This window comes from Okeania sp. SIO2F4, from assembly GCF_010672385.1.
In the GTDB taxonomy this organism is placed as follows: domain Bacteria; phylum Cyanobacteriota; class Cyanobacteriia; order Cyanobacteriales; family Microcoleaceae; genus Trichodesmium.
This window is the reverse complement of record NZ_JAAHGT010000020.1, coordinates 66,707-73,827: the sequence shown is the minus strand read 5'-3', so window position 1 is coordinate 73,827 and position 7,121 is coordinate 66,707. Positions and strand designations below refer to the sequence as shown.

Genomic DNA, 7,121 nt, shown 5'->3' with positions numbered 1-7,121 from the left:
CCTCCTCTATAATTCCCCTAACTCCTGTCTCCTGTCTCCTGTCTCCTGACTCCTACCCCTATTAAAAGACTTTATTCAGCAAAGCCTAAATATTCTGAGTTTATAGATAACTTCAAAATTAACTACGATCAATTTCTGCCAAAATTGCATCTAAGATTTCTTGGGCGCCTTGTTGTCTCAATTTTATTGCTAGTTCAATACCTATATTTTCTGCATAAGCAACAGTACCAGTGACAACATCCTTAACTAATTTTTTCCCATCCAAACTAGCAACTAAACCAGTTAAAGTCAGTCGTTCTCCTTCTATTTGTGTATTAACACCAATGGGAACTTGACAACCCCCTTCTAACTCTCTCAAAAAAGCACGTTCCGCATAACATCTCTGAGCAGTGGCAGTATGTTCCAAACTCTTCAATAAATCTAGAATATCAGTATCTCCAGCACGACATTCTATTCCTAAAGCGCCTTGCCCAACTGCATGAAGAGACACTTCTGGAGGTATAACTTGATGAATACGATCGCCCATTCCTAATCTATGCAAACCAGCAAAAGCCAAAATAATGGCATCATACTCTCCAGCATCCAATTTTGCCAGTCTAGTATTTAGATTACCACGAACATCTTTAAATTCCAAGTGGGGAAAGTGGTGGCGGAGTTGTGCTAAACGTCTGAGGGAGGAAGTACCAATAACAGCACCTTCTGGTAAAGTCTCAAGTTGTTTATCTTTGAACTTTTCATGCACTACTAAAGCATCTGCTGGGTTTTCCCGTTCGGTGACGCAACCCAACATCAAACCTTCTGGTAAGTTAGTCGGTAAGTCTTTGAGAGAATGAACTGCCAAGTCAGTTTTCTTTTCCAACATTCCCACTTCCAGTTCTTTAGTGAAAAGTCCCTTATCCCCAATTTTTGCTAGGGGTACATCTAGAATTTTGTCCCCTTGGGTAGACATAGTTTCGACTTCAAAATTAATGTCTGGGAAATATTTCTGGAGTTCTTCTTGCACCCAGTAGGTTTGAACTAAGGCGAGTTGGCTTTTGCGGGAACCGATCCGAACGGTACGAGTAGAGGCAGATACTGTCATTTTTTCTATGGAAATTAATAAATTTGGTCATTCTTTCTAGACTACCGTAAAAGGGGGCCTAAATTTTTGAAGTTAGAAGTCAGAAGTCAGAAGTCAGAAGTCAGAAGTTAAAAGTCAAAAGCTAGTAGGCAGGACTTACCCAAAATATCAAGTCGGACACCATCTGTAGTGGCGATTCGCGAATCGCCACTACTAGATATGTTAGTTCTGCGTAAGTCCTGTAGGTCTAATTAAAAATTGTAGGGGCGAGTTTAATCGAAAGACTTGATATAAACACAATTTAGTCTACTAAACCCACCCTATACTCATTAGTAAAAAAACAGATCGGAATTTTAGAAGATTATTTCATATAATTAATTGTGAAATTATTCGTCAGATATTTAGAGTGAATTGGTATTAGAAAATGAGTCAATCAGAAAGAGAAGTATTGGAAAAAATTGCTCAGGTTATGGAAAATTTGCCTAGTGAAAGTTTGTTGGCAGAATGTTGGACTGAAGAGCAAAAGCAAGAATGGCAAAAAGCAAGAAATGTTCAAGTTTATATAGCTGAATGTTGGAGGGCTAAGTTTATATATCAGCAAGGAGACCCAATTGTAGAAGCTTTAGAAAAAAAAGAAATTGTTCAATATAAGTATGATTTAATTTGGCTAACTGTCAACCAATACAAAACTCAATGGGAACTTATTCAAGTAGCAGAAAAGTATGTCAGACAACTGCAATCTGCATTTACTAACCTTTTATCTAGCAAAAAAATAAGTTCTCAATTCTATAAGTTTTTCCCAGATAGGATTTTTCTGAAGCCATATCCATTTAATTCTGCTTATGATTTGTTTGTAGCTACTTTAAAAGAAGAGATAGAAGGTTCTTTTAAAATTTGCCTAGAAAAACATTATGATATTAATCTTAAAACAATAAAAAAAGGTGTTAAACAATTAATTGAAATTATTAAGCAAACGGATAATCATTCAGGAATTTACTCTGAACTTCATCCTAAAAAACAGCAAACTTTGAAAAAAAATATGGGTTGGCGTAGATTCAGTTTTTCTTGGTTGGGAACAACTATTTTAATTTGTCAACTTGTAGCAATTTGGAACTCTTCTGTGAGAACAAAATTGGCTGCATTTAATAAATCATCGATAGAGGCTTTGAACTTATCTATTAAAGCGAGTAGTAAACTTAAACTTCAAGCATTCACCTGGATAGATGGACAAAAAGTTCCCTTTGATAAATTTGGTGGAGTACCTCTTAAAAATGGAAAATAGTCAAGAGATTTTAACAAAACTTCAAAACAGGAACAGTTTTCCTCTACCTCACAGATAAAGGAATTAAGTTGGAAGAGTCAAAGTTCATATCGAACCAAACTGGAGAGAAACAAATGTGGAGTTCTAATACTCCAAAATCTGAACTATTCCAACCTGAAAATTTATCTGAAATAACAATGGAAAAAATGTTAGACAAAATGGAGGAAAATTGTAAATTAGCACTAAGTCTAATATTTGAGGAAATTCATGCAATTAAAAATATGCGTCAGTTATATCAAAATTATCAAAGCGAAATTCAGCAACTTCAAGAACAAGTTGGTAATTTAAAGATGGTTATCGGCAGTAAAGATGAAAAAATTCAAGAATTAGAATGTTTAGCACATCCTGAATCTCCAAATGGAGATGCTATTTGTAACTGGTTATCTTAATTTTTATCGAAATACTTAATAACTGTGACTATAAAAGTCATGGTTATTATACGTAAGCATTCAGCTATTAGCAGTCAGCTTTTAGCAATGAAAAGGAACGATGTAGCTCTATAGACTTTTTAGGTTAACTGATGGACTTTTACAGTAACTTTTAATTAGCATGAAATCTCGCTTATTACTTTTTTCTCTTTTAAAGGTAATGAAGCTGAGAGCTGAGAGCTGACTGCTGAATGCTTACTATTATACTTTTTATAATTAGACAAAATAGAGTAGTCTTTGCAGAATACTTTTCAATTCTTAATTGTTATTTTTTAGAATAATTTGCATGAACGAGGGAATATCAATAATCAACTTTCTGGCTTTTGCTAGAAATCATTAGAGTTATCCAGAAAAGAGGGAGTACGAGGAAATAATTGATAGTTTTTTGAGGATAATTGATTGGATTTTTTATGATTGGAGATGTCTATATAATTTCTTTTTTTAACTTTTGACTCCTGAATTATGACTTCTGACTTACTTTCTCTCGATCCCAAAAAAATGGTATAGTGAAAAATTAAGCTAGGGGTGCCTAGATATTCAGGCTGAGAAATACCCTTAGAACCTGAGACTGGTTAATACCAGCGGAGGGAAGCTGTTTATTTAAGGGAAAAAATATGCGGACAGAATGGATCGCCAAGCGTAGTGGACACAAAAATGTCTCTCAAATGCACTATGCTCGTCAGGGAATCATCACAGAAGAAATGGACTTTGTGGCCCAACGAGAAAATCTCCCTGCTGAGTTAATCCGCGAAGAAGTAGCAAGGGGAAGAATGATTATCCCTGCTAATATTAACCACACCAACCTCGAACCAATGGCTATTGGCATTGCTTCGAGGTGTAAAGTTAATGCTAATATTGGTGCATCTCCTAACACTTCTGATATTGAGAAAGAAGTCGATAAACTAAGATTGTCTATTAAATACGGTGCAGATACCGTTATGGACTTATCTACAGGTGGCGGTAACTTGGATGAAATTAGAACTGCCATTATTAACGCCTCCCCAGTTCCTATCGGTACTGTACCAATTTACCAGGCAGTAGAAAGCGTTAACGGCAGAATAGAAAATCTCACTGCCGATGACTTCCTACATATCATTGAAAAGCACGCTCAACAAGGGGTAAGTTATCAAACTATTCACGCCGGAATTTTAATTGAACACTTACCTCTAGTTAGAAGTCGTATCACTGGTATAGTTTCCCGTGGCGGTGGAATTATTGCTAAGTGGATGTTACACCACCATAAGCAAAATCCATTATATACCCATTTTGACGAAATCATCGAAATCTTCAAAAAATATGATGTTTCCTTTAGTTTAGGAGATTCTTTGCGACCCGGTTGTACTCACGATGCTACAGATGAAGCACAGTTGGCAGAATTAAAAACATTAGGTCAATTAACTCGCCGTGCTTGGGAACATGATGTCCAAGTTATGGTAGAGGGTCCCGGTCATGTTCCAATGGACCAAATTGAGTTTAATGTGAAAAAACAAATGGAAGAGTGTTCGGAAGCACCTTTCTATGTTTTAGGTCCATTAGTCACAGATATTGCTCCTGGTTATGACCATATTACTTCTGCTATTGGCGCTGCAATGGCAGGTTGGTATGGTACAGCCATGTTATGTTACGTTACTCCAAAAGAACATTTAGGTTTGCCTGATGCTGAAGATGTGAGAAATGGGTTAATTGCTTATAAAATTGCTGCCCATGCTGCAGATATTGCTCGTCATCGTCAGGGAGCGAGAGATAGGGATGATGAACTTTCTGCTGCTCGTTATAATTTTGATTGGAACCGTCAATTTGAATTATCTTTAGATCCAGATCGAGCAAAAGAATATCACGACGAAACTTTGCCTGCGGATATCTATAAAACTGCTGAATTCTGTTCTATGTGCGGACCAAAATTCTGTCCGATGCAAACTAAAGTTGATGCTGATGCTTTGACAGAATTAGAGAAGTTTTTAGCGAAAGAAAAGGAACCTGTAACTCAAAGTTAATAGCGATATTAATTCAGAAATAATTAGGGAGGGTAGGAAAAATTAATATTTAGGTTTAATTGTTAATCCTTTTATTTAAACCTACCCTATCCAACTTATATTTTTCTCTTTTGTTAAAGTTTGAATAATTGAGAATAAATAACTAAACTCCCCTGTTTTTTAGGGGAGTTTTTAATTTTGAAAGCTGAAAGGAATTTCTCGAAAATTATCAGTATTTAGCTGTGATATCATATTCGGATAATCACTTATAATAAAGTTTTTGTTTGTAGTATAGCTCTCAGCCCGAACTGTAGATAGGGCTGAGAGCTATACTACGAACTTTAATTATAATAACTATTTAACCGAATATAATATTAATTTAGATCCGGCTACAGAGACCGGAATGTGATTGTCATTACGAAGCGTTCAATAATTAATAATTAATATAGCAATTCCCATACTGGTGAGGTACAAAATTTTAGGTTTGAGGAAAACACTTAACTGGGAAAAGGGAATAAAAAGACAAAAAGATAACTGTACCTCACAAGCTTGGACAACGCTATAATTACCTCTTATTTATAAGAATAGGATTTAGTTGAAATGATTTTTTTCTTTTTTATCCATGAATGGAGAGACTTTATACCTGAATTTTTCTGTAATAAAAGAACTTAACCTTTTGGAGAAAGCGTTAACTCAGTTGTAGCAATCTCATGGTTTAGAGATTGCCACCGGAGGTCTTATATCAAATCCGGATAATTAGTTATTGTAGTCATTGCGACTGGAACAGAGTGGAAGGAAGCAATCTCGCCTCACCCCTGAGATTGCTTCCTGTCGTCGCAATGACAACTGTTTAACCGGATTCTATATTAACGGTTAAGTAAACAAAATAATTGCTTTTCCCACCCCCCTCGCAATGACAGTAGTGCTTAACCCAATAATCAATCCCATAACTAATAACTGAAATAACCTGCATATCTTCCCTAAAACTAGAAATATAATAGATGAAATTTTCTAGTTGTGAGGTAAGGGTTAAATCTATGGTTTCTCCTAAGAAATGGTTGTCTATTCTCAGTGTTAATAGTCTGATGTTATTTAATGTCAGTTTTCCTGTATTAATGTTGCCTAATACTGTCAATGGGGGAGAAGTTATTGCTCAGACAGATCCCAATGCTGAAGCAGAAAAATTATATAAGCAGGGACATCAACTATTTAAACAAGGAACAGCAGAATCTAAAAAACAGGCAACAGAAATTTGGAAAAAAGCACTGCAACTTTATCGGGAAGCTGATAACAAAAAATGGGAAGCTTTGACTCTTTTATCGATTGGTCGCGTCTACGATACTTTAGGAGAAAAACAAAAAGCACTCTCATTCTACGACCAATCCCTACCTCTATGGCGACAGGTGGAGGAGAAAGCTGGCGTTGCTACCACTCTCAATAATATTGGGGGTGTCTACAATCACTTAGGAGAACAACAAAAGGCACTCGAATACTACAATCAATCCCTTCTTCTAAGGCGAGAAATGGGGAATAAAACACAGGAAGCTACTACTCTCAATAATATTGGCAAAGTCTACAATGACTTAGGAAAACCACAAAAGGCACTTGAATACTACAATCAATCCCTTCTTCTAAGGCGACAAGTTGAGGATAAAGCTGGCATTGCTACCACTCTTAATAATATTGGACTTGTCTACAATGACTTAGGAGAAAACCAAAAAGCACTCTCATACTACCAACAAGCTTTACCTATACTTCAGCAAGTAGGCAATAAAGGTGGAGAAGCAACCACTCTCAATAATATTGGCGGTGTCTACAATCACTTAGGAGAAAACCAAAAAGCACTCGAATACTACAATAAATCCCTACCTCTAAGGCGACAAGTGGGGGATCGAGCTGGTGTTACTAACTCTCTCAATAATATTGCCGGTGTCTACAGTGCTTTAGGAGAAAACCAAAAAGCACTCGAATACTACCAACAAGCTTTACCTCTATTTCAGCAAGTAGGGGATCGAGGTGGGGAAGCGATCGCTCTCAGTAATATTGGACTTGTCTACAATGACTTAGGAGAAAACCAAAAAGCACTCTCATACTACCAACAAGCATTACCTATACTTCAGCAAGTAGGCGACCGAGGTGGGGAAGCGATCGCTCTCAATAATATTGGAGGTGTCTACGATGACTTAGGAGAAAAACAAATTGCTCTCAATTACTACCAGCAAGCATTACCTCTAAGGCGACAAGTAGGCGACAAAGGTGGGGAAGCAGATACTCTCAATAATATTGGTGCTGTCTACGATGACTTAGGAGAAAAAAAAACAGCACTCAATTACTACGAG

General features: G+C 36.5%; 4 protein-coding genes, 1 pseudogene and 1 riboswitch. Of the genes and pseudogenes, 4 read left to right on the top strand and 1 reads right to left on the bottom strand.

All coding sequences use genetic code 11. From position 1 onward, the window contains the following. Positions 1 to 118: 118 nt before the first annotated feature. On the bottom strand, positions 119 to 1,081 hold the full coding sequence (gene hemC / locus F6K22_RS02010; RefSeq protein ID WP_293092697.1) for a hydroxymethylbilane synthase: 963 nt from the start codon (positions 1,079 to 1,081) through the stop codon (positions 119 to 121). Between the two features lie 403 nt (positions 1,082 to 1,484). Between hemC and F6K22_RS02005 the strand changes: the two genes are divergently transcribed. The 4 genes and pseudogenes from F6K22_RS02005 to F6K22_RS01990 all read left to right on the top strand — a co-directional run. Beyond that, positions 1,485 to 2,342: a hypothetical protein gene (locus tag F6K22_RS02005; protein WP_293092695.1), complete on the top strand. Its 858-nt coding sequence runs from the start codon at positions 1,485 to 1,487 to the stop codon at positions 2,340 to 2,342. 113 nt (positions 2,343 to 2,455) lie between these two features. After that, positions 2,456 to 2,770, top strand: coding sequence for a hypothetical protein (locus F6K22_RS02000; protein WP_293092693.1), 315 nt, complete (start codon positions 2,456 to 2,458; stop codon positions 2,768 to 2,770). A 550-nt stretch (positions 2,771 to 3,320) separates the two neighbouring features. Next, positions 3,321 to 3,416: riboswitch (TPP riboswitch) on the top strand. Positions 3,417 to 3,423: 7 nt separating this feature from the next. Then, positions 3,424 to 4,803, top strand: coding sequence for a phosphomethylpyrimidine synthase (gene thiC, locus F6K22_RS01995; RefSeq protein ID WP_293092691.1), 1,380 nt, complete (start codon positions 3,424 to 3,426; stop codon positions 4,801 to 4,803). Positions 4,804 to 5,897: 1,094 nt separating this feature from the next. Then, positions 5,898 to 7,118: pseudogene (locus F6K22_RS01990) on the top strand (tetratricopeptide repeat protein); the annotation flags it as partial. Positions 7,119 to 7,121 lie beyond the last annotated feature (3 nt).